Below are 26,894 nucleotides of genomic sequence, written 5' to 3' on the forward strand. Positions count from 1 at the left end.
CCGTTTATACAGGACGCCCCGGACACCGCTGCCGGTTCCGGGGCGTGGGGTCCGCCTCACTGGGCCGGGGCGTCCGGTGGGGGCAGCCGGACGGTGCGTTCCCGGTCGAGGGCCTCGACACCGTCGACGGCCTCCAGGGCGGGGATCCGGTCCTCCGGGGTGGTGCCGGAGAGCGTGCCGACGACGGGCTGTTCGCCCGTGACGGTCAGCCCGGCCCGCCGCAGGGCCTCGACGACCTCCCCGAACCGGTCGGGGTCGACCGCGAGGACGACCCCGACCGGCGCGGAAGCGGCGGACTCGCTCACGGGGCCTGGAGCAGACCGTGGCCGACGTCCCGGACGGGCTGCGCCAGCGGGAACGCGCCGGCCTTGAGCCGGGCCACGAGGTCGGCCGCGGACACCTGGGGGTTCGCCTCGCTGAGCAGGGCGAGGACGCCCGCCACGTGCGGCGTGGCCATGCTCGTGCCGCTCAGGTTCTGGTAGCCGCCCCCGGGCGCCGCCGAGCGCACGTCCCTGCCGGGCGCGGCGATGTTGATCTCGCCGCCCTGGCCGTTGATGCCGCCGTTGGAGAAGAAGGAGGGGGTGAGCGCCCGGTCGAGGGAGGCCACCGCGAGGATCGAGGGGCAGTTGGCGGGGCGGCCGACGGGCTCGATGACCGGGGGCCGGTTGCTCTCGTTGCCGGCCGCGGCGACGATCACCGTCCCGCGCTCCAGGGCGCGCCGGGCCAGGATCTCGTACGTCTGCGGGAACAGCTCGCCCGGCCGGACCGGCGCACCGAGCGACATGGAGATCACCCGCGCGCCGCGGGCGATGGCCCAGGCGATGCCCGCCAGGATCTGGCCGTCCGCGCCGCTGCCCCGGTTGCTGAGGACCTTGCCGGCGAGGATCCGGGCGTCGCAGGCGACGCCGTAGCGCGGGCCGTGCTGGGGCTTGGCCGGGCCGGCGACGGTGCCGATGCAGTGGGTGCCGTGGCCGTTGCCGTCGGCGACCGCCTCGCCGGCCACGAAGGACATGGTGTCCTCGATGCACCCGGCCAGGTCCGGGTGGGTGATGTCGACGCCGGTGTCGAGGACGGCGACCTTCACCCCGCGACCGGTGAGGTGGGACAGGTTCGCCCGGATGGCCTGGAGGCCCCAGGTGAAGGTCTGCTCGTCCACGGCCGGGCCCTGGGCGGCGGCGATCTCGGCCCGCGTGTGGCGGTCGACGACCTCCTCGTCGCTGCGGTAGGCCGGGAAGAACTCCGTCGGCGCCTGGGTCGGAGCCGTGATCGGCATGGCGTACACCATGCGCTCCGGCTCGGCGGCGATGATCGCCGGGTCGGCCTCGGCCGCGGTGACCAGCGCGTGGCGCTGCTCGGGCCGCACCTCGACCACGGCGGCCGCGAGCTCCTCGAAGTGCACGGAGACGTCGGGGCGCTCCAGCAGTTCGGAGACGTTGCCCGCCTCGCTTCCGCGGACGCGTTCGACGGAGGCGATGTCGGCGGAGGCACGCAGTGCGTTCAGTCCGCTCTCCTGGTTGCCCGGTTCGAGCAGGACGACGTACCTGCCGGTGTACTCCGCGCCCTGGGGGGCGGCGGAGCCGTTGGTGCGATGGGGCTGCCCGTTGTGGCCACGCCTGTCCATGGGGCCGTTCGCCATTGGTTTTCCCGCTTTCTGTGCACTGCCCCCGAGGGATCGTGGACGCGCGTCTGCTCACGGAAGCGCTGGTGTGGTGCCGCGAAGGCGCAGATCGTGGGGGTGCGGCCGGGCCGCACCTCGACGCGCGGCGCCCTCGCCCGCGACTGCACGGTCCCGTGACGGTCCGTTGCCTCGGCGTGGCGCCTCGAACACCGTCGCACCGGGTGCGGAGGTCGGCAACACAGCGCAGCCGCGCGGGGCAGCGCCGTGACCGGCGCCCGCCGCCACCTGGGTGAGGAGCACGTCGGGCGAGGAGCACGCCGGGTAAGGCGCCCGCCGGGTGAGGAGCACGTCGGGTAAGGCGCCCGCCGGGCGAGGCGCACGTCGGGTAAGGCGCACGTGGGGCGAGGCGCACGTCGGGTAAGGCGCACGTGGGGCGAGGCGCACGTCGGGTAAGGCGCACGTCGGGTAAGGCGCCCGCCGTCATCTGAACCGTACGGACCGGAGCTTGCCCCACACCACGAGGCGGTAGGTGGACGTGTAGACGGGGGTGCACGTGGTGAGCGTCAGGTAGTGGCCGGGTGTGTCGTACCCGTACGACGGCAGCACACCGCTGCGCGGCACGGCCCGCAGGACGCCCACGTCGCCGGGCGTGGTCCGCGGGAGCGTCCGGTCGACGACGTAGGTGTAGCGGGCGTCCCGGGTCTCGACCCTGACCTCGTCGCCCCGGTCCAGCCGGTCGAGGTGCCGGAAGGGCTCGCCGTGGGTGGTGCGGTGCCCGGCGAGCGCGAGGTTGCCGGGCCGCCCGGGCTGCGCGGTCCGCGGGTAGTGGCCGACGTAGCCCTTGTCGAGCACACCGGCCCGCCCGACCCCTTCTGCGACGGGTACGCGCAGGCCGAGGCGGGGGATGGCGAGGACGGCGTAGACCTGGGCGGGGCGCGGCGGGGCGGAGGGGGCAGGCCCGGGGGCGGACGGTCGTACGGGGGCCGAGGCGGGCGGCGGGGGTTCAGCCGTGGCGGGCGGCGGGGGCGCGGCGGTGTGGGGCGCCGGCTCGTCGTCCGGCCCGGCGGCCCACTCCCGCTCCAGGGCCTCGACCTGGCGCCGGGCGCCCTCCTGGGCCTGCCGGTTCGTCCACCACAGCTGGTACGCGACGAAGAGGAGGAGGACGAGGCCGAGGGTGACCGCGAGCTCGGCGGCGGCCCGGAGCGCACGGACGTACGCGGCGCGGCGGCGCCGGCTGCCGTGGTGGACGACCCGGGGTGTCCTCACGGCCGGAACGATAGGGCGGCCCCCGGGAAGTGACCAGCCCCGCTTTTATCTCCCCTTCTCACAACCATTGAAAGAAATCGCAGAAAGCGCTGTCAGAACTCTCGACAACCGCATGGTTCACCCCTGACTCTTCCGATGGCCCTCCTGTCCCTCCTGGCCGTCCAGGCCCTGCTGACTCTTCCGACCGGACTCTTCCGACCGTCCTGGCCGCCCTGGCCCTTCCGAGTCTCTCCACCTCCCCCGGGGTCTCCCCGCCCCGGCACCCGCAACCCGGAGCTGACATGACCGCTTCCTCACCCGTCCCGCAGAACCCCAGAAACGCCCCGCACCCCGAACGGTCCGCCCCGTCCTCGTCCTCGTCCTCGTCCTCCCTGGTGGTCGGCCGCAGGGCCCTGCTGGCCGCGGCCGGGGGCGCGATCGCGGGCACCGCCCTCGGTACGGGCACCGCGCACGCGGACGCGACCGTCGCGATCAACCCGGCGACCAAGTTCGGCACATGGGAGGGCTGGGGCACCTCGCTCGCCTGGTGGGCGAACGTGTTCGGCGCCCGGGACGACTTCGCCGACCTGTGGTTCACGACGAAGACGACGACGTACAACGGCACGGCACTGCCCGGCCTGGGCATGAACATCGCCCGCTACAACCTGGGCGCCTGCAGCTGGAACACGGTCAACGGCGAGTCGATGGTGACGTCGCCGAACATCCCCCGCTTCAAGCAGATCGAGGGCTACTGGCAGGACTGGAACAACGAGGACCCGGCGTCCTCGGCCTGGAACTGGACGGCGGACGCGAACCAGCGGGCGGCGCTGACCAAGGCGGTGGCCCGCGGCGCGACCACCGAACTGTTCGCGAACTCCCCGATGTGGTGGATGTGCGCCAACCACAACCCGTCGGGCGCCTCGGGCGGCGGCAACAACCTCCAGACCTGGAACTACCGCCAGCACGCCTCCCACCTCGCGGCGGTGGCGCTGCGCGCGAAGAACAACTGGGGGGTGAACTTCGCGACGGTCGACCCCTTCAACGAGCCGGCGTCCACGTGGTGGACGGCCACCGGCACCCAGGAGGGCTGCCACATGGACCCGGCGGTGCAGGCCGCCGTACTGCCGTACATGCGCAGCGAGTTGGACAAGCGGGGCCTGCAGTCGGTGCGTGTCTCCGCGTCCGACGAGACGAACTACGACACGGCCCGCTCCACCTGGAACTCCTTCAACGCGACCACCAAGGGCCTGGTCAGCCAGGTGAACGTACACGGCTACCAGGGAGCGAACGGCCGCCGCGACCTCCTCTACACGGACGTCGTGACGACGTCGGGCAAGAAGCTGTGGAACTCGGAGACGGGCGACAGCGACGGCACGGGTTGGACCCTCGCCCGCAACCTCTGCTACGACTTCCGCTGGCTGCACCCCACGGCCTGGGTCTACTGGCAGGTGATGGACCCGACGGCGGGCTGGGGCATGATCAAGTACGACGCGACCACGCTCCAGCCGGGCGCGATCGAGACGAAGTACTACGTGATGGCGCAGTTCAGCCGTCACATCCGCCCGGGGATGACGATCCTGGACGCGGGCTCCAGCTACACGGCGGCGGCGTACGACGCGGCGGCCCGCCGCCTGGTGATCGTCGCGATCAACACCGCCTCGTCCGCCCAGACCCTGACGTTCGACCTCTCCCGCTTCACGACGGTGACGGGCGGCACGAACGGCCTGGTCCCCCGCTGGAACACCCACACCTCGGGTGGCACCGACCGCTACCGCGCCTACTCCGACACCCGCCTGAACGGCAAGTCGGTGGCGGTCCCGTTCGCTGCGGGCGCGGTACAGACGCTGCAGATCGACGGGGTGACGATCTAGAGGAGCGGGGTGGTGCGAGCCGGAGCGAGAACCGGAGGCGGTGCGAGCCGGAGCGGGAACCGGAGGCGGTGCGGAGCGGCGAGAGTCGCACCCGCTCGGCACGGCGAGAGCCACGCCCCGGCACGCACCCCACCCGCAACCGGCCGGAAGTCCCGCGCACCACCACCCCGTGGGCCTTCCCCGGGCAGTACGGTGTCGTCCATGCGCCCCGACACGCCTGCCGAGAACGTCGACCACCCCGCCGAAGCGGCCCGCCTGGAGCGAACCGCGGACCTCTACCCGGAGGACGCGGAACACCTCCTTGTCCAGGCCGCCGCCCACCGCGAACTCGCCGGCGACCGCCCCGCGGCGACCGCCCTCTACGACCGCCTGCTCGCCTCGACCACACCCCTGGAGAACCCCCACCTCGTACGGGCCCTGAAGGCGTCGAACCTGTGGGAGTACGGCCACGAGGCCGAGGCGAGGGCGATCATCGACGGCATCCGCTCAGCCGCTCCGCGGGACCCGGCGCCGTGGGTGATCGTGGCGGAGGCGCTGGAGGCGCACGACGAGCTGGAGGCGGCCCAGGACACGTTCACGGCCGCCGCGCGGCTCCTGCTGACGGACGTGACGGAGCCCCCGTACGCGACCCGCCCCCTCCTCTTCGGCCGCCACCGGGTCCGCCGCATGCTGGGGGCGCCCCACGACGACTGGGACGCCCTGGCGGACACCCAGAACTCGTCGTCGGTCTCCCTGGACGAGCTGCACGACCCGAAACGGGTCTGGTCCCTCGGCTCGGACAACCCGGCGGAACTCCAGGCGGAGATCTCCCGCCTGCGCGCGGAGTTGGGCACGTACAGGGAGGCCCTGTCCCGCCCGTTCCCGGTGGCGGTCCTGCACTGGCCGGCCCCGGAACTCTCGGAACTGGTGACGGCGTACCCGGGCCTCCTGGCGGAGTACCCGTCGCACGAGGCCCACCTGGCGACCATAGAGTCCTCCCTGCGAGAACTGGCGACATCGGGCACCCCGAACCTGGGCATCGTGACGGGCACGGTCCCGTCGTACGAGGCCTTCGCCGCGTCGGAGGGCGCCTCCCCCGACGACGCGACCCTCCTCCCCCAGTACGCGACGACCCTGGCGGCCCGGGGGCTGGCGGTGGAGTGGCCACCGCAGAAGGGGTCAGTTTGTTGGTGCGGGTCGGGCCAGACCTACGGGGCGTGCCACGGATGCCGTGCCTGATGGCAGAAGCCCGAGGTGGATCGGCCTTGGCTCGCCATCGCGTTCCTTGCCGCCGCAGCCATGCCAGTCCTCGGCACCATCAGAGTGCTTGTCGCCACGTAGACACATGGTGGGGCGCCTGGGCGTCCAGGCCCAGGACTGCCGGGCCTCACCCTCAAGTCACTGAGAGTTGTGCAGCGAGAAAGTTGTGAGCCTGGGTTTACAGAGGTCTGCTACGTCGTAGACGAACGATTGTGAATGCAGCAGCGCGCATGACCACCAATGCTGGTGCGCAGGCGTGGTTCTACTCCTGCGCACCAGTTGGAATGCCAGCGCTGCAAGGTCAACCGGTGCGCCGGACCAACAAGGATTCCGGGATACTCGACAGGATGGCGGGCTCTTCGGTGCCGCGGTGAGCGAAGTAGAGATCCTGGCGGGCGCGAGTACACAGCACGAAGAAGCGAAGGCGCGCCTCCGCACTGGTCGGGTCCTCTGTGTACGCGTCCAAGTCCGGCACGAAGACGCTGTCGAATTCCAAGCCCTTCATGCTGGCCGTGGTCACCAGCCGTACGGGTCGCGTCGAGAAGCTGACGGCGTTCCGGTAACGATCGTCGTGAACATAGGCCTGGGTGTACTTGGCAAGCCCGAGAATCGTGAGTTCGCTTTGGATGCTCCGCAGTAAATGGGTCGACCTGCAGATGATGCCGATACTTCGCTCCGGATGCGCCTTGAAATACTGGGAAACTACCCCAAGAAAGTGCCTCGAGGAGAGCACTTTCAAGACAGCGGGAGTACTACCGCCCCGTGTCGGCAGAGGCATCTCGTCCCGGGCTTCCTTGCGGAACTCGGACGCCAGCATCGCGATCTGTCGACTGTTTCGATGGTTCTCTCGCAGCACGATCGGATCAGCGTGAACGGCGAGGAATCGACATATCTCACCAACGGTGCTCTCGTCGTCGTCGATCCGTTGGTTCTCGTCTGCGAAAACGGTGACACCCACACGAAGAATGCGGCACAACTGATAGAAGCCGACTGGCAGATTCTGCCCCTCGTCGATCACCAGATGCGCGGGCGACGCGGCCCTTTGCCGGATGCAATCCCGCTGCATCTCGATCCAGTCGTAGCTCCAACCATCCTCGTCGGTCTGTGGCGGATCGGCCTGAAAACGCTGGCGCCAGAAATTCCTGATCCACAGATGGTAGGTGGTGACGTTCAGTGCTTCCGTGAGATGCGGAGCTCTTTGAGCGAGGTACTGATGCAGCAGATTGGAGCGCGTGAAGAGGACGACATCGCGACCGGCGGTCGCCAGTGCCCAGGCACGGTAGACGGCCATAACTGTCTTTCCGGAGCCAGGTGCCCCAGTGATGACGTGGTTTCCGTAGAACGGAAGGTCGATCACTGCCTGTTGCTCGATCCCGAGGTCCAGGAGGGAAGGGATCTTCATGGTAGGTCGATGGCTCCGGCCGATTCCTGAAGCGCGGCCTGCACAACTCCCCGAAAGAATCCCGGGACCTCGCCGTCACCAATCAACAGTGTTCTGTCCAAGAGGGAGTTGTCGATCTCGCAGCACGTTTCAGGAAGGAGCGTACAGGCATGGCAGGCAGCACGGTTGAGGTTGGCCAGAGACCTACCGGTCGAATCGGCGCACAGAGGATCCTGCGAGCACCACTGCGCCGATTCAAGCAGCCGGATCAGAGTCTCAGCGAGGTTCGGTGGTTGTCCCTGTCGGACGAGTCCACCCAGCGTCCCCTCTGCGTCCCCAGCGGCTGTGTAGATGAACACCCCTGCTTGGGGCGGATGTTCGCTGCCCAACGCATGACTTCGGGCGTAAACGCGTTCCCGTAGCGAGGCTGCGTTGTACCCGCTGTCGTACGACAGTTGGCGGATGAACTGATGGGCCAACGTGTGCAGCATCACGAATCGCGGGAGAAGTACCGGACCCGATTTTCCTCTCAATCGGTCAGCCTTGAACGAGGCGCCCAGGTTACCCTCGATGCGCCGTGTCCAGTCACGTACTGATGGAATCCTCTCCCAGGCACTCACGCGTTCCTCGTCCACGGCGATGAAGATTCCTTCACCATAGGTTTCTATGGCAGGCAGCCATTGGGCCCGGGCCTGTGTGTTGACCGATACGACGCGCCCGCCATCACCATCTTCACCGTCGCCGGCGTTCGGTTGGTACCGCGTGAATCCCTCGAGCGCACGCACTTCGCGTACACGGTCCGCGACGACGACCGCTGAGATACTCGCCGCCAGCTCCTGCATGGATCCAGGGTCGTTGTGGTCGATCCCGAGGTGGGTCCGGCGTACGGAGAACGTCTTTGAATCGGTGACAGATTCCGGGGCGGAAAAGGCCGCCCATTCGGCGATACTGAGGTCGTCGTCCGAAGCGGACACAGATGGCATTGGCGCAGTCTCGGCGACATGGCGGCGTCGCAAATTTTCCACGAATTCCTTCGAAACCTGGCACTGGTCGGCAATCACATCTCTGTAAGCATCGGACATCGGTGTGCCAACCGCGCTTACGAAGTCCGGCCATAGAGAGCTATTGACCACCCTCTGACCCAGCTCATCATCCTCGGGCAGACCAGTAGGTGCGGGGATGTCGAGCGCCGAGTGCGTAATCGGGAAGTACACGTTGGAGGCACCGCGCTGCACCGCCTGCGGTGTTTCCTCGCAGAAATCCGCCTCATCAGTCTCAGATTGCCAAGGGTGAGTACCCGGACACTGCAAACGCATCTGCTTGAGAATGTTCTTCTGGCTGATCCCTGCCAGATTGCGTCCAGCCCGGCAAACCACACAGACAACGCGCAGGGCTTCCAGCCCGGAGGACTCGGGACTGGCGACGAACCGAAGTCGTTGAACCTGACATTGGCGTTGAGCATGCTCTTCGCTCTTGGAGTGAGCCCATCGACGCCAGTCGAGGTCGGCCATATGGCCTGCCCTACATACCTGGATGAAGCGCATCGGGGCAAGCTGAGGCTTTCCTGTGCAACGGCCGCAGGTCGGTTGCTTGTCCCGTAGCTCACGCTCTCGAGCCAGGCGCCAGAACTGCATTTCCCTGCATTGAGGGCAGAACAGCCACTTAGGAAAGCGGACGTATGAGGGGCCGACACGGGTCGCGTAGGCGGCCTTCCCGGAGGGGATGACGGGGGCTGAGCGGAAGCCCTCAACCCCCAGTTTCTTCGCGAGCCGTGGTGAATCCACCGGCTCGGCGTTGCGCGCCCAGCTTCGGACATCGGCTGCTACGAACGATTCGCCCCGGAGGTCGAGGATCCCGCCGACGCCGAATGGGACGATGGTTTGGGCCCGGCGGATTTTGCGACGAATATCCTTCACTGCTCTCACGTTCCTTTCACTGCGACGAGGCATTCACGGTCGACGTTGCGCATCGACTGAGGTGTCTCCCACAAGCCGCTTTGTTTGCCGAAGTCGGTGAGGAGTGATGTGTGCAACCGTCCCTGAGGCTGGTAGTAGAGGCGACTGCCCTCGTTACGCGCGATCTCAGCCTCCTGCTGCCAGGCTTCGATCAGCGAGTCCAACTGCTCGGCCGCGGCATCCGCCTCCGTCGGATCGGCCCGCCGCACGTGGTCCAATACGAGGTCACGGATTCGGGCGACTTCGGCTGTGCGATCGAGGATGTCCCCGGCCTTGTTCTCGGCGTTCAGGCCGATTCCGTGTCGCACCAGGATGGTGAGCACGGCGTGCAGGGCGCGCTTACGCGAGGGCATGGACCATGGTGTGACGCTGGTGGGTTCGACATGGCGATAGAGCGAGCGGTGGTAAACACCGAACGACTCGTAATGGGACCGGTCGCGTGGTTTGGTCGAGCGAAAGAGCGTGACGATCAGGCCCGGTACATGACGGCGACCGACGCGGCTGGTCGCCTGGATGTACTCCGATGTCGTCTTGGGTTGCCCGTTCATGAGCATGAGACCGAGCCGCGGAACATCGACGCCCACGGAGAGCATGTTGGTCGTGGCGAGAAAGGAGACACTGCCGCGGTCCTTGAAGCTCTTGCCCAGGCGCTCGAGCAGTCGTGGCTGAGCGGCACGCGGAATGTTGCTGGTCAGCTCGACCACCGCGTCATCGTTCAGCTTGCGCCGTCGAGTATCGTCCTTCGTCAGATGCTCGAGACGCGCGGGGATGTCGTCTCTCGCGATCGTGACGGTTCGTCCGAGTTCCCGCAGGCTGTTGTGATAGGCGACCGCAGTCCAATACGCGTCGCGGAGGGTGTCGTCGTCACAGATCTCCTTGGGTGCCTGCAACACGGCGGCACCCACGTGAACGGTCGAGGTAGAGGCGGTATGCCCCTGTGCCATGACGCCCACGTACAGCCGTCCGGGCCTGTCCTTGTCGGGTGACGCGAAGTAGGAGCGACCGGCTTCGATCCCCGCTGGAGGGAAGAGCTGCGCTGGGCGACCGTAGAGGCTGCGGATCTGGTCCTGTGAGCGCCGGATCGTCGCGGTCGACGCGATGACCTTCGGCACGGTGCCGTCCCACGCGCACAGCTCAAGGACGGCCGATTCGTACAGACCGACCGTTGTTCCCAGCGGGCCGGCCAGCAGGTGCAACTCGTCCTGAATCACCAGCGACGGCGCACGCCTGCCATCTTTACCGAAGAGGTTCCCGGCCTCCGGCTCCCACGCCAGACGTGCGAACTTGTCCACGGTCCCGAGCACGAAGGTCGGAGGCTCCTTGTAGATCTGTTCGTCCACGACGGACACCGGGAGTTGGTCGTGGAAGACGCAGGTGTCGCGCGGACAGAAGAATGAGGTGGTGACGCCATCTGCCCGGATACCGAAGTCCCTTTCCTGCCCCTGCCGTTCCGGGACGATCTCGGTGCCGCACCACGGACAACGTTCCAGCAGGAAGCGATCATCGGGTTCGTTCATCTGCTTCAGGACACCGAGCTCGTCCTGCGCGGCAGAGATCTTGTTCGGCGTCGTCTCCTTGCCCACCCAGAGTCCGATGGAGATGGACTCCTGCCCCAGGTCGTGAGACAGCGGCCCGTCGAGTCCCTTCCGGATGTACTCAAGGGCACAGATAGCCGTCGCGGTGCGCTGGAACTGCTGCGTGGTGAGCAGACTCAACGTGTATCGGCTCAGAACCGCGGTGCCGCCCCCCGCCGCACCGAACCGCAGCCGGCGCCAGAGGATCTCGAAGCAGGCGGTGAGCAGGTAAGCCTCCGTCTTGCCTCCTCCTGTGGGGAACCAGATGAGGTCGACCGTCTTGCGGTCCTCGTGCTCAGGATTCATCAGGCCCTCGACCACGAGCAGGAAGTAGGCGAGCTGAAACGGGTGCCACGCATAGTCGTCATCGGGCTCGGACAGTTCGAGTACTTCGCTGTTCCTGCGACGACGGCTGCCCGCCAGCTCTGAGCGGCTGTGCAGCATTTGCAGCGCCATGGCCCGGTTGGCCAGGCGGAAGGCTTCGCGTGCCTTGTCTCCCGCGGGGGTTGGCGCGGTGAGGGCCTCCACCCCCGACGTCATGCGGTCGAGTGTGGTCTTGATCCGGTGGAGGATTCGTGCGGCAGGCGCGGCGGCCCACTGCGGCAAGTCCTTCGCCTGCGACCGCTGGGTGTCGAACCAATTGCGATAGCCCAGGACGAATGCCTGCAATTCGGTTCGAAGGTCCTCCACCACAAGTCCTGGCTTTGACAGGTGCGCCAGATTGAGCACCGGAAGGTCCTTGGGCCCGTCGGGCTTGATGTGCTCGACCACCTGCTGAGGCATGACCTGCGCCCGCACAGTGGTGACCGGGTCGGAATCGGTGTCCCACTCGACCGCACATCCGTGCCCCACGGCCCTGGTAACGATGTGCCTGTACTGAACTCGAAGCTCCTGCTCCTCCTCGTCGCGGCTGGTGAGACGGGTGCTCGGGTACTCGAGCACCTTACCGCCCAGCGTCGCTACCTGAAGCTCGGCCTGAAAGAGCATCAGATCCCGGTTCTTGTATGTGCTCTCCTCTTCGTCGTGCGCGTTGGCCAGAACACACGTGACGAGATGCCCGACGCCGAACGGGCGCCACCGCACGTGGAGACGCCCGTGTCCATCCAGAACAGGGATTGGGTCCCGCTGATCGGCAGTGACGGTCTTTGTCGTGGAGAGTCGCGGTTGCCTTCGCCAACTACGACGTCCGCCCTCGCGGTACGTCACGTAGCGGGAGGCCCCACACGTCACCTCCAGACGGGGGGCGTTGGTGAAGAAGGAGAAGCCCAGCGACGAAGGAAGCCATGCATTCGCTTCGGCCACGGGATCGTCGGCGAAGCTGTCCTCCTCTCCATTTCCGGCCTCTGTTTCGTGGAAATCCTGCTCACCGTCGTCCTGCGAGTGCTCCAGCAAGGAGGCGCCACGCGGATACAAGGTGCCCATCAGGTAGCGCCGGTCAGGCGGATCGACGAGAGTTTCGTCCTCGGCAAGGGCCGGACCGACCAACTGCTGGCGAAGGTATGCCACGAAGTCGGCACGGTACTCGGAGAGCTGTGACTCGGAGTCGTTCACTTGAGGCGCCCCTCCCGCTGCAGTACGGCAATGCCCAAGTCCTTCAGTATTCGGCGGGTGCCGGGGCGGCAAGCGACCCAGAGCTGGGCCCGGGCCCTGGTCCAGGCGACATAGAGCGCATCGAGGCGGCCCTCGAGGTGTTCGGGTTCGAGGTCGATCAGACAGACGACATGATTCTCGTGGCCCTTGAAGTCGGAGACGGACGACCAGGTGAGCCGGTGCTTGGCGCGGTCAGTCCCGACCACATCGGCGAAACGCTCGATCTTGGAGGCTCGCTGTGACAGACGCGCCGAGCTCGTTCCCCAGTCCCCGTTGGCGGACAGCAGCGTGATGTCCCGCGGCGAGACGCCCTCCCGCACGAGTTCGTTCACATAGGCGTCGAGAACGGTGGCCTCCTCCTGAGCGTCGTGCACCTCAGCGAAGCGGACCGGCTCCCCCTCACCTGCGGAGGCGACGCCCAGGTCAGCGCCCGTGTAGAGGCGGACCTGGTCGACGATCTGTACGGTGTTGCGGCAGTTGCGCTTCATCGGTCCGTACACGGAGCCCAGAGGGCGCAGGTACTCCCAGGCGTCGGGATCGTAGGCGTCCGGGGCCAGTACCTGGTTGTTCTGGTCCAGCATGAAGATCCATCGGCCCTCGGCGAGGCCACCCGGGACCAGAGCCTCCAGGGCATCGAGACTTTCGAAGGTCATCAGGTCCTGCGCCTCGTCCACGATCAGTTGGTCGAAGACACGGCCCTGAACCTCGTCGAGACGGTCGAACGGCAACACGGTGATCGCGTCGTCGGTGAGGATGCGGCCCACATGAGTGGCCAGTGTGGTGCTCGCGCAGGTGAACAGAACGCTGCCGTGGGCGGACTTACGCCGGGCCGCCTCGGCGGCGAGGAACGTCTTGCCCGTGCCTGCGCCACCGGTCCAGATGAGGCGAGGGTTGGACTCCAGCTCATCCAGCCTGTCGAACTGTTCGTTGGTGAGACGTTCGAAGGCTACGTCGAGATGCGTCAGTCGGGACTGCAGATTGGGTACGAGGTCAAAGTCCGGTCGGATGGCCTCGAGCATCTTCTTGCGCAGGGAGGCAGGTACCGGGGTGCGGGCCCACCTGTTTCGCGTCAGCCAGAAGCGAGTGGCTCGTTCGATGCCCTGCGCCAGACCACGCCCGCCGTCGTACGCGGTGGAGCCGAGATACTGTTGCGGCTCGAACTCGGTCGTGCGTCGGACGTCGACGTCTGTGGTGATCACCAGGTATCCACTGGGGACACCGTGGTCCCTCAAGTCACCGACCAGAGCTCCGATCTCCCGCTCGAACTCGTGCATACCCCCGCTGGCCTGCGAAAAAGGGCTCTCCTTCGGACCATCCTCGCGACCAGGAGGACCGTAGTACCACTTCCCGTCACGGTGAAGGACCCGACCGCCCTTGACCTCGATGAAGAGCAGGATGTCGGGCATGATGACGACGAAGTCGATCTCGCCGACACGCTTCTTGTGGTGCTTGGGCAGATGAACCGTGTGCAGCGCGACGCTCTGGTCATCGGGGATCGCCTTGAGCGCCGCGAACACACTGCGCTCGGCCTGGCTCGTGGTGCTGCTCGAGATCTCGCTCGGAATGATCCGCATCAACTCTCCCCATCGTCACGCCAACACGTCTTTAAACTACCGAGTGATGGATCGTCAGGGCAGCACAGGTCGTGCGAGGAAGTGCTGGCAGCGGCGGCCCGCTGAGTGATGGACTACGCGGGGACAGAGGCAGAGTGCGGGCGCGGGGGCGTGATGACCACGGAGCAGGACAGCGCATCCAGCCGGCGGGCGGATAAGGCTGGTTGGGATCTGCTCGTCGGCCTCATACGTCGCTTCGCAGCCGAAGGGGTCGACCGCCGCACGGCTCTGGATCAGGTGATGAGGGCTGCGCGACTCGACCCGCAGGAGACCCAGGCCTTCTGCGACGCCATGACAGCGGCGGAAGTGGAAGACGAACCCGTCGAAGAGGAACAGCACTTCACACAGAGTGTGCCCCCGGAAGACGCGGCTGACCCCGCCGAAGTGCTCGACGACCTGGCCCCTGAGGAGGAAGAGGAAGTCCCGGACCTCGAGTCCCTTCGAGGGACGGTGCGTGTCGGCGACATGGAAGCGGCCCGTCGTACCGCTCGGAAACTTCTCAAGGCCGACAGGAGGCGAGTAAACCCGCATTGGCGTCTGCTGAGCGCCGAAGAGGAAGTGGGGCTCTGCCTCCTGTTCCGAGGAGACAGAAGATCGTCGGAGCCGTTGCCCGATGGCTACCCGGCGACGCTTCCGCGAGACAGCGAAGCGCACAGGGCCCTATCCGCAATGATCATCCACAACCAGCGTCTCGTTCATAAGATCCTCAACGGACTGGGGCACAGGCAAGGAAGCCCCATGTACGATGATCTTGCACAGCACGGCATGATTGGACTCATCCGTGCCGTGGAAAAATTTGATGTTTCCATGGGGTGCAAGTTTTCTACCTATGCCACCTGGTGGATTCGGCAACGCATCACTCGCGCCGTGGCCGACGAAGGAGCAGCTATTCGACTCCCAGTCCACATCTGGACCGATGTGGAGAAGGTGCGAAAAAGGGAGCGAGAATTTCTCGCCCAGGGCAGAATCCCCAACGTTGAAGATCTCGCTCTGGCATGTGACCTCAGCCCCGAAAAGGTGACGGAGTGCCTGCGGTTGGGGCGCCGGGTGCTTCTGTCGCTTGAGCAACCTGTCGGTGAAGATTCGTCTCTCGGGGAATTGGTCGTCGATGGGTTTTGGCGGGTACCAGGACCTGAACAGGCACTGTGGTCAGAATTCGAGCGCGAGGAACTCTTCCAGCTGTTCGATGCGAGTGCATTCACCGAGAGAACTCGAACGATTCTTCTATTGCGGTACGGATTCATCGATGGCGAACCCTGGACACTGGAAGAAATCGGTAAGCACTTCAGAGTCTCCCGGGAACGTATTCGACAGCTTGAGAAACGTGCACTGCATGAGTTGAGGATCCAAATGGGACTGGACCCCGACGATCCTGACTCGGAGCGCCGTCGGCTGAAGGCTGCTCGAAAGATCGCTCAAGAGGCCGCTGAGAGGACAGCGCTTCGCAAGTGCGCGGAGAGACGAGAGGACGCTGGGGCCGGTGAGTTGCTTCCGAACCGAAGCGTCGGCGTACCTGAGACAGAGAGCAGTTCCGACGAGAGAGAGGTAACGGTGGCCTCGAAGGGGGCGGAGTTCGGTCGGTGGTTGGCCGAGCGCATGCAAGAAAAGGGCATGGAAGAAGGCGAACTGACACACCGGCTAGGGGTAACGCGAGCAGTAGTCGAGGCCTGGCTCGACGACCGTTCAATCCCTCACCCTGACCTTTTGGTCAGGGTGAGGGAGGTCCTTGGAGCTGGGACCGAAACCGCGCCGCACTCCACAGTTGGTCCGGAACGGCATGAGGGACCTGCGGAGACGTCAGTCGTGTGGTACCACCGCCCTGGTCATGACGATGGTGGCCGAGAGTTCGGCAACGCGGCGGCCTTCGCCTTCGAGGCCGATCTGGAGGTCCTTGCCCGTGAGGCGACCCAGAACAGTCTGGACGAGCGCGACAGGAGAAACGACCACCCGGTCAGGGTCTGTTACACCCTGCACGAACTGACCGGTGACACTCTGGCCCGGTTCCGCACGGCGATCCGCTGGCACGATCTCCACCCGCACTACGAGGCAGCCGCCGCGCAGGACCAGAAGGTCGGACGCGTCATCAGCGCCGGTCTGCGGGAGATGTTCGAGCGGGATCGGCTGGTCCTTCTTCGCGTCGACGACTACAACGCCAACGGGCTGACCGGTGACGACTACGAGGACGGCCGATTCGCCGCCGTGGTGCGGCGCCAACTCGAAAGCCGCAAGTCGGATGTGGCGGCCGGCGGCTCATACGGCCTCGGGAAGGCCACGCTCTGGGCGACGAGCCGTCTGGGACTCGTCCTCATGAACTCCACGCTGTCCGAACCGCATGAGGGACGCACCCAGCGGCGGCTCATCGGTCGACTCGATCTGCCCTGGCGGGAGGTGGACGGCAAGAGGTTTGCCGGTCCCGCTTGGCTGGGTCGACCGGATGCCGAGGCAGACAATGCAGAGGTCGTCCGTTCCTGGTGGGCTGACGCAGAGACGGTCGAGAACCTGCACCTCACCCGCGAGGGCGATGATCCTGGTACGTCTTTCTTGATCGTCGGAGCACATGACGTGGCCAGCCTCGCTCCGGCGGGGCAGGATCAGGAAGGCGACGTAGGTGACGACGAGGACAGCCTGGAGCGCATGCACCAGCGGTTGGTTCGCGCGCTCGGACGTAACTTCTGGGCCGCGATGACGGCGGGCGGCGACCGCCGGCCGTTGCTGGAGGCATCGGTGCGGACGCTGCGCAACGGGGTGAAATACCTGGAGGAGGAGCGGGTCGAGCCACACGTGCATCAACCCGCCCGCTCGCGTGCTCTTCAGGCCTTCCTGAGCGGCACCACGGTGGACCGCCTCACCGAGGCAGGCCAAGTGGCCCTCACAACAGTGCCGTTGAAGGTCCCCGAGAGGGACGGTCTCGCGGGTACGGCTGGCGAGCATCGGGCAGTGCTCCTCGTCACCGAGGCCACGGACGCCGATGGCAAGATCAACCAGGTAACCGCGATGCGCGGCAATCGCATGACGGTCAAAACCAGCTGGGTTCCCGGCCTCCCTGTGGGGACCAACCCGTTCCAGGCAGTCCTGCTGGCGGGCCGGGCAGCGGGAGATGACGCGCCGTTCGCAGCTGAGGCTGAGGAATTTCTACGCTCCTCCGAGCCACCGGAGCACAACAAGTGGGGGCAGACCGAGGAGTTGAGGATGCGCTACTCGCCCTCGGCCCATCGGCGGATTGCGGCGTTGACGACTGAGACCAACAAGGCCGTGCACGAACTCGTAGCGCTCCCCAAGGAGAAGAAACCAAGCGGCACGAGCAAGGTGAGCAAACGGCTCAAGATTTCGGGCAAGCCCAGCAGCAAAGCCAGAGGGGCAGTGACTCCTCCGAAGTTGGACGATTTGGATGCCGTGGTCGCCCCCTCCGGCGCATGGCACATCACCGCCGAGGTCAAGGTGTCGCCTGGGGAGATAGCCTGGCGCATGAGCCCCGTCGCCAAGCTGGAGGTGCGATCCGGCCCTCGTCCAGTGGTCAAGTGGGCCGAGCTCGTGGCTGTCAGTAACTGCGAACTGACCGACGGCGTCCTGCATTTCGCTCCGGGAACCCGTCGTGCCGTCTTTCGCGGTGTCACCGATGTGTCCACGCATCCGGTGCGGGCCGCGCTGACCGGTCTCGTTGTCGAACTCCACGAGAACAAGGGAGGCGCCGCGTGAAGGCCTACCCGTACCCCCGACTGACCGGCCCGGTTACGGCACGGATCACGGCCGTGCGGCTGCGCGGTCCCGGCGACACCCGCGAGCAGTTGGACACCAAGGGGTACTCGGTTGTCGAGCAGGTCGTCGCACTCGGCAGGGCCGAGCGCGACGACTGGCAGACTGCACGGCTCGCCCTGACGGCAACCATCCCGGCCCGTGAGATCGAGACGAAGAGCCACTGGTCCGACATCGTGGTTGTAGCCGTTCTGACGGAGGGGGCCACCAACGCACGCACCGTTGCCCGGTTGGAACCCGATGCGGAGGGCGGCAGGAATTGGACCGGGGAAATCGAGTTCGACCGGGACGACCACCTGGACCGCGCGACCCTCGCTGTGCACGTGGTGGCCACAGTCGAGGGGATAGCTGGTCGGGTCATCGCCTCCACCGACCGGGACTGGATGATCGATGCAACGGCCGACGCCCCGCTTCGTGATCGCCAACTCGACGTCAGCACAGTGAGTTTCGCCCGGGGCGCGGAGTGGTTGCGGAGTTTCCGAGACGCCCCCTGGATCGTGGACACCTCGGGGCGAATGCCCACCGTCCGCTTGAATTCGGACTTTGAGGGCCTCATAGCTCTCGTGGAAGGCCAGGGATCAAAGGTGGAGAGCGTGGTCGGCGAGATCCTGCTGGCCCAGATGTGCGCCGACGTATGGACCGCGGTCTTCCACACCGCCATCGGCGAGCTGGAGATCGAGGACGACGGTACTCCGCTCTTCCCGCCCGACTGGCGAGGTGCGGTGCTTCGAGAGATGCTCCCGGACATCGTCCCCGGACGGTCGGAGGAGGACGCTCTCCGAGAGGTCCACATACGACGTACAGGAGAGGGGAGTTGGGCCGATCTACAGCCGCGTATCCAGTACGCGGCCGCACGTCGCGCCGAGGTCCCCAAGGCGTTGGCCGCCACTGTCCGCGACATCGAACGACTCGACCAGGAGATCCACGCGTGACTTCCCGCCCCGAGCACTTGCCGGAACGGCTTGCCCTGATCTCCGATGTCCAGGCCGCCGAGTACATCTCCACAGGGCTGCTCGAGGGACGCGAGGACGTCCCCTCCATCGCGCTGAACAAGGTTGCCGAGCCTCTCCCGGGTGACGACGTGCGCCTCCGGCTGCACCGGGTTCGGGATCTGATCGACCACGCGTTGGACAGGTTCCGGGACGAGCGCCCCACGGCCGCGGACGCTTGGCTGGCACCGCGCCTGCACGAGACCCTGCGACTCACCCGTCGTGAAGCGGCTGAGAAGCGGCTTTGGACGTATCTGGCCCTCGGTGTGGCGCCGGACTACGTCGTGTGGCGCCACCTGCCCGAACCGAAGGCGGATGGTTCGCGCGGGCGCGTGGCCCGCGACAAGTTTCTCGGTCCGCATTACAAGCAGGCGTTCGCCCGGCTCTGGTGGGCGGCAGAACTCTTCCGCGACGGCCCGGACTACCGCCCCGTCGTCATGGCCTGCAGCAACCAGGACATGCTCAACTCTGCTCTTCGACTCGATGTCATCGACCATCGCCCTACCGCGCTGGCTCTCGTCAGGCTGATGGAGCGGGGGATCGTGCGTACCGGGCGAGAAGTGAACGCCCTGACGCCCGCGGTCAACGCTGCTGCGGCGACCTTGATGTACGACGTCATCGCTCCGGACGCGGAACGTGATGGGGAGCCGCTGCGCGACTGGATCGAGGGTGCTGAATCATCCCTTCCATCGCCTCGGAACAATTTGCCCGAAGGCCCAGAGGAAGTGCGGGCTCCGGAGGAGGCGGTCGAGAGACTGGTCGGTCACTTCGAGGAACTGTTCGCGGATGCGCAGGTCAGAGGTCGGACTTCCGGCGATAGCGAGTGACCTTGTGTGACTCCGGAGGACAGTGACTCTGATCACCGCACCCGAGGTGACGCAGTTCGTCCGTGGTGGTCTTGGATACGCTCGGCCAAGTGCTCGCGGCTGCCAACTCCTCATCCGAAGGGGCTTTCCCGCGCAATGCCACGCTGAGTACGTGCATGCCCAACCGTGGGGGTACGGCATTGCCGACTTGCTGGGCCTGGGCCTTCCCGGACCACGGGAAGTTGTGCGGGAAAGTCTGGAGAACTCCGGACTCCGGAACGGTGAAACGGTCGGATCGGCCGGCCTCGTATTCCGCGAGACCCTTGTAGATCTTGTTTCGCGAGACCTTCCCAGTCACCGTGAAGGCGGGCTCGGAGGACAGGCGCCTACCTCGGTTCTTCGGGTCGCCTCCGGAGCCGTAGTTCGACACGACGAAGAACTTCACTTCGCCTCTCGTCCGGAGCCTGGACACATCCACGGGGGAATCCTTCAGCCTACTCGCCGCGTCGAGGGCCTCTGCCATGGAGATCCAGCGCTGCTTGGTTCCGAGTACTGGGGAATCGGTCGGTAGCATCTCCGCCTCACCGGCGTCGCGCTTCCCCCGATGCAGGTCGAAGGGGAGGTGAGTCGCCTCGAGCGGTTCGATGGCCCCATGACCCGGGAGCCGAGCGACGAGCACGGCACGGGTGCGCGTTTGCGGGACTCCGAACTGCTCGGTCTTCAACTCCCAGCATTCCGCCTCGTATTTGATGCCCTGCAGCCGCCCTTCGCCGCCACGCAGAAGCTTCGCGTAGACCTCCCAGAGGGGCAGGACCGCAGGTACCTGCTCCAGAACGATCACCTTGTACGGGTCACGGTCCTCTGTCTCAATCGCCTTGATAAGCCAGCGGAGAGGCTCCAGGACTAAGGCGGTGCGTGAGTCGCCAAGGGCGTGCAGGTCCTCGTCGATCTTGGCTTCGTCCTCCCCGTCCACAAGGCGGTGGATGAAGTCCTTCACCCTCTCCAGCGCTCGCCGTCCCGCGCCCTTGCCCGCGACGGAGAAAGACTGACAGGGTGGGCCCCCAGCAAGCACGTCGACCGATTTCGGTATCTCCTCGAAGCGGGTTTCGCGCATGACGCTCACATCGGCGTGAATCGTCGGCAGCCCCGCCGCGTAGCGCGTCTCGCACGCGTCCCTGTCCCACTCGATCCCGATGCTCTTGAAGCCCAGGAAGTGTGCTGCCACATCGAGTCCACCAGGGCCTGCGAAGAGGTCCAAGATGCGGACACCATCGAGATGGTGCGCTTGTGTTGCCGGGCTGCTCATGGGGCTGAAGTGTAGCCGGCGACAGGGAGGCAAGGGCGCCCTCAGTGCGGCTCGGCTCGCGAGACCGAGCGCCCTGCCCACAGGCGGCGGTGAGGCGTGCCCTATCTGACGATAACGAGCCGTCTTCTTCCCGACGAATCCCCAAAAAGGCTGGAAATCCCGCAGGAGCGGCGCCTGGTCCGTTGTGATCCTCACCATGCCGTGGCGTCCCGTCTCAGAGGCCCAGACGAAGTCCGGGCCGGGTACGGTGCCGCCATGGACACCCATCCGGGCCCATGCCTTCCTCGTCCCCGTCGGCCTTAGATCCGCGTTTCCCCTCCTGTCCGACCCACCCACCAGAGTAGGTGCCACGCTGAGAGCCTGGTCCGCCCACAGGTCGGCATCGCGCCAACCGCCCATGGCCATTGACCGGCGTAGTACGCGACCGACGGACCAGTGCTCGCGCGCTGTCGGCTCCGGTGGACGGAACGCGTCGAAGTAATACTTCTTGAGTGCGACGAGCGCCCCTTGCTTCCGCTCTTGTGGCTCCCCGAAGTCGGCTGCGTTCAGGACGAACCACTGAAACCGATAGCTGAGATGATCGAGTTTCGCGCCGATGAAGTCGCGTATCGGCTCGAAGTCGGGCGCGCCCACCAGCCCCGGGACGTTCTCGATGAGCAGGGCCTGGGGCTGGACTGCGTGCGCCAGATAGACGGTTGCCTCCAGCAAACGCAGCTCCGCCTCGGTCTCAGTGCACGCGACGGCCGCAATGGACTTCACGCGGGGAAGCCGGCCGACAGCAGATCGACGCCGTAGATCACCTGGTGCCGAGAAGGGGGGATTCCAACAGATCCGTTTCCAGTACGTGCCATGCCGGTCGGTTCATGCGCAGTGTTTCGCAGGCCACTGGCTTCTTGTCCAGGAGCAGTACAGGTTGAAGCCAGCCTGTTCCAGGCCCAAGGCCAATCCACCTGCTCCCGCACATACATCGACGAATCGCAGCTCACTCATCGGCCCCCTATTGCCGTGGTTTACGCCCGCCGGTCTTCTCCCGCTCGACAGCTGCGGCCACCAGACGCATGACAACGTCCGGCGGCTCGTGTTCCCAAAAGCGCAGGACCGTCCACCCTTCGGCCAGCAGCTGCGCATTCGTCTCCTTGTCCCGCTCGATGTTGCGATCAAGCTTTCGGCGCCACCATTCCGCGTTCGACTTGGGACTGGTGGCGTGTTCCGGGCAGCCGTGCCAGAAGCAGCCGTCGATGAGGACAGCCACCCTGGCACCCGTGAACGCGATGTCGATCTTCCGCCTGCGCATGCCCGGCACCGGATAGTGGATCCGGTAGCGGTATCCGGAGGCATGGAGGAGCTGCCGAACCGCCACTTCGACACGGGTGTCCCGGTTTGTCTGCCGGCTCATCCGAGCCGAGACGTCGGGACTGGATGGGTGTACTGCGCGCATGGCTCCAGTGTCCTATTCCCGACGTCCTTTCGGTCCGCGATAGCGGACTCACACCGAGTGAAGTCCCCGAAGAGGGACGGCCCGGGCCGCTACCGGACTGCTCCGCCTCGAAGTACAACTGTGCACGGTCGAGAACTTCGTCCCCGTCGCAGCCGTGGGCCCGGAGCCAGTGAAGGAAGTCCGTGATGACGTCGATCACCGCCTGGCCAAGACCGCGGAGCTGCTCACGGCGCTCGGTCCGTGACAGGTCCGCTTTCAACAGAACTCCGCGAAGAGTGGAGGCTGGACGGTGTCACCTACGACTTCGACACCTGGCCTGAGCTGGCCACTTTTCTGAAGATCGAAACTCTTCCGAGACGGCGGTACGGGACGCGGTGACCGCCCTCGGTCCGAACTATGCCCACGCCCGCTTCGGCGGCATCACTCTGACCTGCATGAGCGAGCTGAGGCGTGACATCCTCACCGAGCCGACCCTCCTCTTCTCGTGACGACGGCGGGTCCGGCGAAGCTACGCCACCAACGCCGCTGCCTCCCCCAACCTCCCCGCCGCCGTGCGCCAAGCCGCCGTTACCGCGCCGTGCGCCTGCTCCGTGCTCGCGGGGTGTTCGCCGGTCAGCCTCAGCGGAGTGCCCACGTGGACGTGGAGGTCGGGGCGGCGGACGGGGGCCGTGGCCAGGCCCGCCAGTTGTTTGGCCGGGGTGCCTGACGTGATGCGGCGGGCTCCTGCCTGGCCTACCGGGATGACCGGGGCGCCGGTGCGTCGGGCCAGGCGGGAGAGGCCCGTGCGGAAGGGGGCCGGGGCCGCTTCGGACGCGTCCTTGCGGGTCGGGATGCCGCCCTCGGCGTAGATGAGGATCAGGCGGCCTTCCCGTAGCGCGGCGGCTGCCAGGTCCAGGGCCTGGGCCGCTCGTGGGTCGTTGCGGTGGACCGGTATGTGGCCTTCGCGGGCCAGAGCACGGCCCAGCAGCGGGATGCGCCACAGGCCCGCCGCCGCCATCACCACCGGGTGGACGTCCAGGCGGTGCAGTGCGGCCAGGACGACGGCCGGGTCGGCGAGCGAGGTGTGGTTCGCGGCGATGATGCTGCCCGGCGCCAGCACGGCGTCCGCGTCGGCGGTCACCGTGAGGCGTCCTACGGCCGGTACCAGGACGTCGGCTAGGCGGCTGAGCATGCGGGTCTCCCGGACGTGTACTTCGATGACGTGATCCTCATCGTCGTACGGCCCCGGCACCCGGGCGTGAGTGCTCCTACTCAGTCCGCGGGGGCGCGGTACCCATCCCTGCGACTGCGTCAGGCCCCGCCCTGAATTCGGTGGCGGCTCGCGGCCCCGCTCCGCCAGGCTCACCCGCATGACCTCGGTACTGGAGAACGTGGCGATCGACTGCGCGGACGCCTACGAATTGGCTCGGTTCTGGAGCGCGGTGACCGGTTGCCCGGTACATCCCGATGTACGGCCGGGCGACCACGAGACCCAAGTGATGCTGGCCGACGGCCCGATCCTCTACTTCAACCAGGTGCCGGAGCCCAAGACCGTCAAGAACCGGCTCCATCTGTGCCTGCGGCCCACGACCTCGCGGGAAGCGGAGATCCAGCGGCTCCTCGGCCTCGGCGCCACGTTCGTCGCCGATCACCGGAAGGCGGACGGGGCCGGCTGGGCCGTCCTCGCCGATCCCGAGGGCAATGAGTTCTGCGTCCTTCGCAGCGCGTCCGAGCGCGCCGCGACGAGCGAGGCTGACACGACCACCATGGCTGACACGACCCCCGAAGCTGACACGACGACCGAGGCTGACACGACCACCGAGGCTGACACGACCAGCGAGGGTGGTGCCGTGACGGGAGTGGATGCCGGGGCGCACTTGGACCTCGACTCCATGCCCACCGCCGAGTTCGCCTTTCCCGGTCCGCTGCGGGATCGGCTCGTCGCCGCCATCCTCGACGGGGCCAAGACCTCCACCACCGGTCTCGTGGTCGCCTACGAGCACGAGGGGGAGCTCTTGCCGGCTGTCGGGGACCGTTCCGTGGTCGTGGACTCGGACGAGCGGCCCGTCGCCGTCATCGAGGTCACCGGTGTGCGTGTCGTCCCGCTGGCGGACGTGGACCTCGCCCACGCGGTGGACGAAGGGGAAGGGCACATCACCGTGGCCCAGTGGCGTGAGGCCCACGAGCGGTTCTGGCACGGCGAGGAGATGCGTGCCGCCATGGGGGACCCCGGGTTCACCGTGGACGACACCACGCCGGCCGTCCTCGAACGGTTCCGGGTCATCGCCGACCTCCGCCCCGCTGCCCGCCACACCGAGCGACCGCCTGTCTGACCCGTCCGGGCCTCTGTCAGCGGGCCACTCCCCTACCAGTCCCTCAAGTCCACTCGACGCCAGCAGTGCGGGTCCTGCTTGTCCTTCCGTCGGCGCTCCTTCTCGCTGAGCACGGACGGGAGCACCGCCTCGATCGCCGTCAGGGGGCCGGAGAGGCGTACGTCCGCTGCCACGATGCCCGGCGCCGAGGGCGGGGCCAGGTAGAGGCGGACGGTGCCGGGGGCGGTGGGGAGGAAGCCGACCAGGGGCAGGAAGGGCAGGTCGTCCGTCGCGGGGCAGGTCAGGGCCGTGAGGAGGGACAGTTGGCGGTGGGGGGCGGGTTCCTTCGCCGTCTGGTCTTCCGACGGGTCCAGGTGGATCACCGTCATGCCCATCGCCTCCTCGATGCGGCTCGACGAGTAGAGGCGGGTGCCTCGGTGGGCCGCTCGGAGAAGCGCGAGCATGTGGTGTGGGGTTACGGGATCCGGGGTTACGGGATCCGGGGTTACGGGATGCGGGGCGTTCCTGGTTACGGGATGCGGGGCGTTCCGGGTTACGGGATGCGCGGTGTCGGGATGCGGGGTTGCGGGCCCTCCGGCCTGGGTCAGCGGGATCTCGTAGAGGCGGAAGTCGGGGGGCGTGGCCTTGCGGCGGCCCGTCGCGAAGCGGAGCGCGGGGCGGCCTTCGGGGGCGGGGAGGATGCCTCGTACGTAGTGCTTGGAGCCGAGGGGCAGGTGGAGGTAGTGGAGGAGGGTGCGGACCGTGGACGCCTGCTCCTCCACCGTCTCGGGGGTGGGGCGGGTCAACGTTTCGTCCGGGTGGCGTGCTGACGCATGGCCTCACAGTAGTGAACGCCTCGGGAGCCGGTGAGGGACTGGCCCGATCCCCACTCGCTCCGGCCGCCAGCTCGAAGTCGGCGACGCACGGGGGCTCTGGGTGGGGACCGCCCGGATGCCCCACCATCCGGGCGGTTCACACCACGGCCGAGAGCGCCCTTCACATCTCAGGAGCGGTAAGACGGGTTACGCCGTCGCCGCCTCGCCCTTCGTCAGCAGCCACTCCTTCTGCAGGGCGCCCAGCGGGATCTTCTTCTCGACTCAACCCCCGGGGCGTCCGGCGCCTCTCGGTACGGCAGGCGCCGGACGCCCCGCGTGGACGGGGGGCGATCTGGCGGCGGGTCAGCGGTCGATCTGGCGCCGCTCGCTGCCGCCGCTGATCTGGATCTTGCGCGGCTTGGCCTTCTCCGCGATCGGGATGCGCAGCGTGAGAACGCCGGCCTCGTAGGAGGCGTCGACGCGGTCGGCGTCGAGGGTGTCACCGAGGAAGAGCTGGCGGGTGAAGGTGCCCGTCTGGCGCTCGGCGGCGACCAGTTCGGCTCCCTCGGGAGCCGGGGAGCGGCGCTCGGCGCGGACGTTCAGGACGTTGCGCTCGACGTCCAGGTCGATGGTCTCCGGGTCCACGCCCGGGAGGTCGAAGTGGACGATGAAGTCGTCGCCGGCCCGGTAGGCGTCCATCGGCATGACGGCGGGTCGGTCGTTGGAGCCGAACACCTGCTGCGCGAGCCGGTCGAACTCACGGAACGGGTCGGTACGCATGAGCATCACGGGTCACTCCTCTCATCAGGCGCTGGATGCGATGCCCGGTGATTCCTACGCCTTCTTATATAACTCCGGAGAGGAAAGTTGACAAGCCTCGACTCACATTCGGCGAGCGGGGTGCTAGAAGGGTTAGCCTCGTCGGGACGACAACGGACAACGGAGCCGCTGTTCACCGACAGTGGCCAGGAGGCGGGCGATGGCGAAGGTTCCTGCGGCGGCGGTGGCCGCGAGCGGGCTCATCGGCGGGTACGGGGTGGCCCGCTGGACCAAGAAGCGGCAGCTGGGCGGGGCCGTACTGGCCGTCGCCGGGGCGGCCGCGGCCCAGCAGTGGCAGCGGGCGGCCGGGGGCAGGGCGGCGGGCGCCCTGACCGCCGGGTACGTCGCCGCGTTCGCCGGGTCGCATCCGCTGGCGAAGAAGGTGGGCGCCTGGCCGGCGGTGTTCGGGGTGGCCGGGGCGATGGCCCTGGCGTCCTGGGTGGTGGCCGACCGCCGGGGCTGACCCGCGGTCGGCGGGGACGCCGGTGGCCGCACCGCCCTCCGTCCGCCCCTAGCGCCCCCTCCCCCGGCCTCAGGCCCCCCGTAGCGGTCACTCTCCAGCCTCAGGCCCCGTAGCGGTCACTCTCCAGC

Annotated in this window: 19 protein-coding genes and 3 pseudogenes; 9 read left to right on the plus strand and 13 right to left on the minus strand. The window is 67.0% G+C overall.

Going from position 1 to position 26,894, the window contains the following annotated elements:
- Nucleotides 1–56: 56 nt before the first annotated feature.
- From ACZ4Z2_RS02085 to ACZ4Z2_RS02095, 3 genes are all read right to left on the minus strand, one after another.
- Complete coding sequence (locus tag ACZ4Z2_RS02085) at nt 57–305, minus strand: hypothetical protein (protein WP_468071377.1); 249 nt, start codon at nt 303–305, stop codon at nt 57–59.
- Nucleotides 302–1,621, minus strand: coding sequence for a S8 family peptidase (locus ACZ4Z2_RS02090; protein ID WP_468071379.1), 1,320 nt, complete (start codon nt 1,619–1,621; stop codon nt 302–304). The genes ACZ4Z2_RS02085 and ACZ4Z2_RS02090 overlap by 4 nt, the downstream gene beginning before the upstream one ends.
- Nucleotides 1,622–2,098: 477 nt before the next feature.
- Nucleotides 2,099–2,884, minus strand: coding sequence for a class E sortase (locus ACZ4Z2_RS02095; protein ID WP_468071381.1), 786 nt, complete (start codon nt 2,882–2,884; stop codon nt 2,099–2,101).
- Nucleotides 2,885–3,258: 374 nt separating this feature from the next.
- On the opposite strand from ACZ4Z2_RS02095, the gene ACZ4Z2_RS02100 reads away from it, so the two are divergent.
- Both ACZ4Z2_RS02100 and ACZ4Z2_RS02105 read left to right on the plus strand, forming a co-directional pair.
- Nucleotides 3,259–4,734 (plus strand): glycoside hydrolase, encoded by a 1,476-nt coding sequence (locus ACZ4Z2_RS02100; RefSeq protein ID WP_468071678.1) that lies wholly within the window; start codon nt 3,259–3,261, stop codon nt 4,732–4,734.
- A 201-nt stretch (nt 4,735–4,935) separates the two neighbouring features.
- The gene (locus ACZ4Z2_RS02105) at nt 4,936–5,952 is read left to right on the plus strand and encodes an SEC-C metal-binding domain-containing protein (protein WP_468071383.1); all 1,017 of its coding nucleotides are present in this window, start codon (nt 4,936–4,938) and stop codon (nt 5,950–5,952) included.
- Nucleotides 5,953–6,274: 322 nt separating this feature from the next.
- Here ACZ4Z2_RS02105 and ACZ4Z2_RS02110 read toward each other — a convergent pair whose 3' ends face one another.
- The 4 genes from ACZ4Z2_RS02110 to ACZ4Z2_RS02125 are packed head-to-tail and all read right to left on the minus strand — an operon-like array spanning nt 6,275 to nt 14,047.
- A complete protein-coding gene (locus tag ACZ4Z2_RS02110; protein ID WP_468071385.1) occupies nt 6,275–7,375 on the minus strand; it encodes an AAA family ATPase in 1,101 nt (366 codons plus the stop codon).
- Entirely contained in the window at nt 7,372–9,270 is a 1,899-nt protein-coding gene (gene drmB, locus ACZ4Z2_RS02115) for a DrmB family protein (RefSeq protein WP_468071387.1), read from the minus strand. The genes ACZ4Z2_RS02110 and drmB overlap by 4 nt, the downstream gene beginning before the upstream one ends.
- A gap of 5 nt (nt 9,271–9,275) precedes the next feature.
- The gene (locus tag ACZ4Z2_RS02120) at nt 9,276–12,434 is read right to left on the minus strand and encodes a helicase-related protein (RefSeq protein WP_468071389.1); all 3,159 of its coding nucleotides are present in this window, start codon (nt 12,432–12,434) and stop codon (nt 9,276–9,278) included.
- A complete protein-coding gene (locus ACZ4Z2_RS02125) occupies nt 12,431–14,047 on the minus strand; it encodes a nuclease-related domain-containing DEAD/DEAH box helicase (RefSeq protein WP_468071391.1) in 1,617 nt (538 codons plus the stop codon). The genes ACZ4Z2_RS02120 and ACZ4Z2_RS02125 overlap by 4 nt, the downstream gene beginning before the upstream one ends.
- Before the next feature lie 708 nt (nt 14,048–14,755).
- Here ACZ4Z2_RS02125 and ACZ4Z2_RS02130 point away from each other — a divergent pair.
- The 4 genes and pseudogenes from ACZ4Z2_RS02130 to ACZ4Z2_RS02145 form a co-directional block, all read left to right on the plus strand.
- Nucleotides 14,756–15,424: pseudogene (locus tag ACZ4Z2_RS02130) on the plus strand (sigma-70 family RNA polymerase sigma factor); the annotation flags it as partial.
- 258 nt (nt 15,425–15,682) lie between these two features.
- Entirely contained in the window at nt 15,683–17,782 is a 2,100-nt protein-coding gene (locus ACZ4Z2_RS02135; protein WP_468071680.1) for a transcriptional regulator, read from the plus strand.
- A complete protein-coding gene (locus ACZ4Z2_RS02140) occupies nt 17,779–18,771 on the plus strand; it encodes a hypothetical protein (protein WP_468071393.1) in 993 nt (330 codons plus the stop codon). The genes ACZ4Z2_RS02135 and ACZ4Z2_RS02140 overlap by 4 nt, the downstream gene beginning before the upstream one ends.
- Nucleotides 18,768–19,655, plus strand: coding sequence for a DUF6339 family protein (locus ACZ4Z2_RS02145; protein ID WP_468071395.1), 888 nt, complete (start codon nt 18,768–18,770; stop codon nt 19,653–19,655). Before ACZ4Z2_RS02140 ends, ACZ4Z2_RS02145 begins: the two co-directional genes overlap by 4 nt.
- Here the strand turns inward: ACZ4Z2_RS02145 and ACZ4Z2_RS02150 are convergent.
- From ACZ4Z2_RS02150 to ACZ4Z2_RS02165, 4 genes and pseudogenes are all read right to left on the minus strand, one after another.
- Nucleotides 19,624–21,699, minus strand: coding sequence for a DNA cytosine methyltransferase (locus ACZ4Z2_RS02150; RefSeq protein WP_468071397.1), 2,076 nt, complete (start codon nt 21,697–21,699; stop codon nt 19,624–19,626). The two genes, ACZ4Z2_RS02145 and ACZ4Z2_RS02150, sit on opposite strands and share 32 nt — an antisense overlap.
- 238 nt (nt 21,700–21,937) lie before the next feature.
- Nucleotides 21,938–22,378 carry a very short patch repair endonuclease gene (locus ACZ4Z2_RS02155; RefSeq protein WP_468071399.1) on the minus strand — a complete coding sequence of 147 codons (441 nt, stop codon included), beginning with the start codon at nt 22,376–22,378 and terminating at the stop codon, nt 21,938–21,940.
- 100 nt (nt 22,379–22,478) lie between these two features.
- A pseudogene (locus ACZ4Z2_RS02160) lies at nt 22,479–22,583 on the minus strand (ATP-binding protein); the annotation flags it as partial.
- Nucleotides 22,584–22,886: 303 nt separating this feature from the next.
- Nucleotides 22,887–23,549 (minus strand): lysophospholipid acyltransferase family protein, encoded by a 663-nt coding sequence (locus tag ACZ4Z2_RS02165; RefSeq protein WP_468071401.1) that lies wholly within the window; start codon nt 23,547–23,549, stop codon nt 22,887–22,889.
- A 178-nt stretch (nt 23,550–23,727) separates the two neighbouring features.
- On the opposite strand from ACZ4Z2_RS02165, the pseudogene ACZ4Z2_RS02170 reads away from it, so the two are divergent.
- A pseudogene (locus tag ACZ4Z2_RS02170) lies at nt 23,728–24,102 on the plus strand (VOC family protein); the annotation flags it as partial.
- Nucleotides 24,103–24,249: 147 nt separating this feature from the next.
- Nucleotides 24,250–24,690 carry an ASCH domain-containing protein gene (locus ACZ4Z2_RS02175; protein ID WP_468071682.1) on the plus strand — a complete coding sequence of 147 codons (441 nt, stop codon included), beginning with the start codon at nt 24,250–24,252 and terminating at the stop codon, nt 24,688–24,690.
- Nucleotides 24,691–24,722: 32 nt separating this feature from the next.
- On the opposite strand, the gene ACZ4Z2_RS02180 is transcribed toward ACZ4Z2_RS02175, so the two are convergent.
- Nucleotides 24,723–25,475, minus strand: coding sequence for a hypothetical protein (locus ACZ4Z2_RS02180; protein WP_468071403.1), 753 nt, complete (start codon nt 25,473–25,475; stop codon nt 24,723–24,725).
- A 372-nt stretch (nt 25,476–25,847) separates the two neighbouring features.
- Nucleotides 25,848–26,270: an Hsp20/alpha crystallin family protein gene (locus ACZ4Z2_RS02185; protein WP_468071684.1), complete on the minus strand. Its 423-nt coding sequence runs from the start codon at nt 26,268–26,270 to the stop codon at nt 25,848–25,850.
- Nucleotides 26,271–26,463: 193 nt separating this feature from the next.
- Between ACZ4Z2_RS02185 and ACZ4Z2_RS02190 the strand changes: the two genes are divergently transcribed.
- Complete coding sequence (locus ACZ4Z2_RS02190) at nt 26,464–26,766, plus strand: hypothetical protein (protein ID WP_468071405.1); 303 nt, start codon at nt 26,464–26,466, stop codon at nt 26,764–26,766.
- Nucleotides 26,767–26,894 lie beyond the last annotated feature (128 nt).

Source organism: Streptomyces sp. NPDC030183 (assembly GCF_055573455.1).

What these genes read in the sequence shown, in the direction of transcription:
- ACZ4Z2_RS02175 (WP_468071682.1), top strand. Translation starts at nt 24,250, where the DNA reads ATGCCCACCGCCGAGTTCGCCTTTCCCGGTCCGCTGCGGGATCGGCTC.
- ACZ4Z2_RS02190 (WP_468071405.1), top strand. Translation starts at nt 26,464, where the DNA reads ATGGCGAAGGTTCCTGCGGCGGCGGTGGCCGCGAGCGGGCTCATCGGC.
- ACZ4Z2_RS02110 (WP_468071385.1), bottom strand. Translation starts at nt 7,375, where the DNA reads ATGAAGATCCCTTCCCTCCTGGACCTCGGGATCGAGCAACAGGCAGTG.
- ACZ4Z2_RS02185 (WP_468071684.1), bottom strand. Translation starts at nt 26,270, where the DNA reads ATGCTCATGCGTACCGACCCGTTCCGTGAGTTCGACCGGCTCGCGCAG.
- ACZ4Z2_RS02155 (WP_468071399.1), bottom strand. Translation starts at nt 22,378, where the DNA reads ATGCGCGCAGTACACCCATCCAGTCCCGACGTCTCGGCTCGGATGAGC.
- ACZ4Z2_RS02165 (WP_468071401.1), bottom strand. Translation starts at nt 23,549, where the DNA reads ATGCTCAGCCGCCTAGCCGACGTCCTGGTACCGGCCGTAGGACGCCTC.
- ACZ4Z2_RS02105 (WP_468071383.1), top strand. Translation starts at nt 4,936, where the DNA reads ATGCGCCCCGACACGCCTGCCGAGAACGTCGACCACCCCGCCGAAGCG.
- ACZ4Z2_RS02135 (WP_468071680.1), top strand. Translation starts at nt 15,683, where the DNA reads ATGCAAGAAAAGGGCATGGAAGAAGGCGAACTGACACACCGGCTAGGG.
- ACZ4Z2_RS02090 (WP_468071379.1), bottom strand. Translation starts at nt 1,621, where the DNA reads ATGGACAGGCGTGGCCACAACGGGCAGCCCCATCGCACCAACGGCTCC.
- ACZ4Z2_RS02125 (WP_468071391.1), bottom strand. Translation starts at nt 14,047, where the DNA reads ATGCGGATCATTCCGAGCGAGATCTCGAGCAGCACCACGAGCCAGGCC.